The sequence below is a fragment of the Streptomyces sp. NWU339 genome (assembly GCF_003143855.1).
Taxonomy (GTDB): domain Bacteria; phylum Actinomycetota; class Actinomycetes; order Streptomycetales; family Streptomycetaceae; genus Streptomyces.
The window spans coordinates 1-4012 of sequence record NZ_QFRK01000147.1 but is presented as its reverse complement, the minus strand read 5'-3'; the positions used below and the strand labels follow the sequence as shown (position 1 = coordinate 4012).

The 4012-nt window shown below is 73.7% G+C and carries 3 protein-coding genes; 1 reads left to right on the top strand and 2 read right to left on the bottom strand.

Features of this window, described 5'->3' with window-relative positions; genetic code table 11:
• Positions 1–1847, top strand: a 1847-nt coding sequence (locus DIZ27_RS44525) for an SUKH-4 family immunity protein (protein ID WP_181384038.1), incomplete at its 5' end; no start/stop codon positions are given.
• 151 nt (positions 1848–1998) lie between these two features.
• Here DIZ27_RS44525 and DIZ27_RS44520 read toward each other — a convergent pair.
• On the bottom strand, positions 1999–3615 hold the full coding sequence (locus tag DIZ27_RS44520) for a cation acetate symporter (RefSeq protein WP_109383932.1): 1617 nt from the start codon (positions 3613–3615) through the stop codon (positions 1999–2001).
• 5 nt (positions 3616–3620) lie between these two features.
• Positions 3621–4012: DUF485 domain-containing protein (locus DIZ27_RS44515; protein WP_109383931.1), on the bottom strand; the 392-nt coding region annotated here is incomplete at its 5' end.

Sequence of the window (4012 nt, the reverse complement as noted above, 5' to 3'; positions counted from 1 at the left end):
GTTCCGTGCCGCTGCCGGAGACCGTGTTCGCTCCGCCGCTGAGCCAGTCCGACGACGACACGCCGCCGCCGGCGGCGCCGGACGCGCAGACGGCACTGATCTCGGGCGGCAGCCGGCTGCCGCCGACGGCGGTGGGCCCGGCGCTCCAGGTCCCGTACGCGCAGGTGCCTCCGGGTGCGCCGGCATATCCGTCGGCGCCGGATGCCGGGGACATCGCCGACGCCGCGACCAGCAAGGCGCCGCCGCCGCGCCGCGGCTCGGGTTCGACGACGCCGCCTCCGCCGGGCGCCCCGGGCACGCCGGGCACGCGGGCGGGGGCCACGCCTCCGCCGCCGTCCGTGCCCCCGCCGGGTCCCGGCACGCCGGGGGGTCCGGCGGGCGGGTACGTACCGACGCAGATGATGTCGTCGCTGGGGTCCAACGGACTCAGCGGTTTCGAGGGTCCGGAGGGCCCGGGAAGCGCCCAGGGCGGCCGGCCGGCGGCCGGCACCCCGACGCCGCCGCCCGGTACTCCGCCTCCGCCCGGGGTGCCGCCCGCGTCCGGTGGTACGCCGCCCGGCGGGGTGCATCACGCCGCGACGGTGTTCGCCGACCCCGGCCGCCCGGGGGCCGGCGGGGGCGCGCCGCAGCCTCCCGGCCCGCCCGGCGTCCCCGGCGCGCCGCAGCCCCCGGGCGCCCCGGGTGCCCCGGGAGGGCGTGGTCCCGTGCACCACGCCGAGACCATGCTGGCCGGTCCTCCGGTCGGCGGCCCCGGCGCACCTCCGCCGCCGCCCGGTGTCCCCGGGACGCCGCCTCCCGTGCCCCCCGGCGTTCCCGGCGGTGTGCCCGGTGCGGTGCCTCCGGCGTACGGCTATCCGCCGCAGCCCGTCGGACAGCCGACGGTCGGCCCCGGCTATCAGGCGGTTCTGCGCTACCGCGCGCAGGACGGTTCCGAGCAGCAGCTGATCCGGCGTTCGGCGCCGGGCACGCCGCACCCGGAGTGGCAGATCTTCCACGAGCTGCGTGCGATGAATGTGCCGCCGAACCAAGTGCTGGAGCTGCACACGGAGTTGGAGTCGTGTGAGCTTCCGGGTGCGTACTGTGCCCGGATGATCCGGGAGCAGTGGCCGCAGGCGCGGATCACGAACATCGCCCCGTACGGCACGGATCACGCGAGCCGGCAGCAGGGCATGCGGCAACTGCTCGAGCATCAGGGCGAGTTGCATCAGGTGGCGGACGGTCCTGCCCGGCCGGCTCCGGTGCGCGCGCCGTTGACGCCGGTTCCGCCGGCGCCGCCGGTTCCGCCGGAGGTCATCGGGCAGGAACTGGCAGGGGCGTTCGGGCCGGGTGTGTTCCGGTTCGAGCAGATCGCGGTGTCCCGGCAGGGGGTGCCGCCGATAGTGGCGCACACGCTGGTGGTGGCCGGACTGCCGCTGGACATGGGCCCGTTCTTCTGGGCACAGGCCCAGCCGGGGCGTCCGGTGCCCACGCTGGCGGAGCTGGCCGTGGAGCGGGGCGTGCAGCCGGCCTCGGACGCGGGTTCGTACCTGGTGATGGGCAGCGACTTCGGCAAGGCGATCTGTGTGCAGTACGGCACGGCGAACATCGTCGCGGTGCCGGTGGAGGCGGGGCCGGGCGGTGCGCCCGTACCGCCGCAGTTCGTGAACACGGGTCTGCCGGAGTTCGCGCGCTGCCTGGCGTTGCTGGGGCGGATGTGGCGGCTGCGGTTCGGGCTGAACCCGGAGCAGGCGGGCCGCTGGACCGTCGACTTCCAGATGCAACTGGCGGCGCTGGACCCGGCTGCACTCGGTTCGCCGGACAGCTGGTGGTCGGTCCTGCTGGAGCAGATGTGGGACGGCCTGCTGTGACCCCTCGCCGCTGAGGGCGGCGAACAGGTGGGGAGCCGGGCCCGGTCGGATGTGACGACCGGGCCCGGCTCGGCTGTGTGCGGTGGTGGGGGCGGGCGGGCTCTTCCCGCTGCCTTCCACCGCCTTCGACAGCCACGGCCGGTGGTGCGGTTCAGCGCTTCCGGCGTATCGCTCCGGCGAGGATCAGCCCCTCCACCGCCTCGTACTGGTGCCGCTGCTGCTCCGCCTCGGCCCGGCCGGAGGTCATCGTGCCGAGCCAGCCGCAGGCGAAGCCGATGGGGATGGACAGCAGGCTGGTCGTGGTGAAGGGGAACCAGTTGAAGTCGGCGTCGGGGAACGCGGACACGGGGGAGCCGGAGACGAGGTTGGTGCCCGGCATCAGCAGCAGCACGGCGAGCGCGCCGCCGATGAGGGTGCTGAGCAGGCCGGTCCGGGTGTAGCGGCGCCAGAAGAGGCTGTAGACGAGGGCGGGTGCGATGGCGGACGCGCCGAGGCAGAGCGACAGGGTGACCAGGGGTTGCAGGCTGTGGTGCTGTACCAGGGTGGCGAGCAGGATCGTGGGGACGCCCACCGCGAGCGCGGAGAGACGGGCGAGGGTCATCTCGCGGCGCGGTGACATCTCCTGGACCCGGGCCGCGAAGACGTCGTGGGCGAGGGAGTTGGCGCAGGCGAGGATCATGCCGGCGACGGAGGCGAGGACGGTGAGGAAGATCGCCGTGGTGACGGTGGTGAACAGGAAGGTCTCCGCCGTGGTCACCTCGGCGCCGAACGCGGCCTGGGAGCCGAGCAGATAGGCGGTGTTGCCCCGCGGGTCGGCCTGCGCGACCGCTTCCCGTCCGATCAGCGCGGTCGCGCCGAAGCCGACGACGGTGATGACGAGGACGAAGAGGGCGACGCTCGACACCGCCCAGGACATGGAGCGGCGTATCTGGCGGGCACTGGAGGCGGTGTACATGCGCATGGTGACGTGGGGGAGGCAGGCGCCGCCGAGGACGACCGTCAGATGAGTGGTGATCATGTCCAGGCCGGGGCTGGCGCCGCCGCTGAACTGGAGGCCGGAGGCGAGGAAGGCGGAGCCCACACCGCTGTTGTCGGCGGCCGCGTCGAACAGGGCGCCCGGGTTCCAGTCGAACCGGTGCAGGATGAGGGCGGCGACGACGAGGCCGGAGCCGAGCAGCATCACGATCTTCAGGATCTGGATGAGGGCGGTGCCCTTCATGCCGCCGATCGCCGCGTAGCCGATCATCAGGGCACCCACTCCGATGATGCAGCCCGTCTGCAGCGACTCGCCGGAGAAGCCCAGGAGGAACGCCATCAGCTGCCCGGTGCCGGCGAGTTGCACCAGCATCATGGGCAGCAGTGCGGCGAGGGTGACGGCGCAGGCGGTGACGCGTATCGCGCGTCCCTGCGGCATCCTCCGGGCCAGGGCGTCGCCCATGGTGAACCGGCCCGCGTTGCGCAGCGGTTCGGCCAGCAGGAACATCAGCAGCATCAGCGACAGGGCGGTGCTCAGCGCGAGCACGATGCCGTCGTACCCGAACAGGGCGATGACCCCGCCGGTGCCGAGGACGGTCGCCGCGGAGATGTAGTCACCGGCGATCGCCAGGCCGTTGCGCAGGGAGGACAGGGAGCCGTAGCCGGTGTAGAACTCGTCGAGGTCGTCACGGTCGGGGCCGGTCATCACGCACAGCAGCAGCGTGACCGTGACGACGGCACAGAAGCCGACGAGCGCCATGGCCTGCGCGTTCCCGGTGAACTCCGGGCTCATGGCGGTCATCGCGCCTCCTCCCGCCCGGCGTCCAGCGCGGCCTGCCTGCGGATGAGGTCCGCGAGGGGGTCGACACGGCGGCGTGCGGTGCCTTCGTACATCGCGATCGCCAGCCAGGTCACGGGCACCTGGAGCACGGCGAGCAGCAGGCCGGTGGGCACTCCGTCGGTGACGGTGCCGGTCATGAACGACGGCGCGTACGCGGACAGGATCAGGAAGACGGTGAAGTAGCCGAGCGCGGTGAGTGTCGCCACGCGTCGCTGCCAGCGGTAGGCGCTGCGCAGGACGCGCAGGTCACTGTGGTGCCCGAGCGGTGCCCGGGTCGCCGCCCGCCGCGGTCGGGGCGGGGGCGGGGGAGCGGGCTGCCACGGGTAGGTGGGGTGGGAGGGGACGTACG

What these genes read in the sequence shown, in the direction of transcription:
- DIZ27_RS44520 (WP_109383932.1), bottom strand. Translation starts at nt 3,615, where the DNA reads ATGAGCCCGGAGTTCACCGGGAACGCGCAGGCCATGGCGCTCGTCGGC.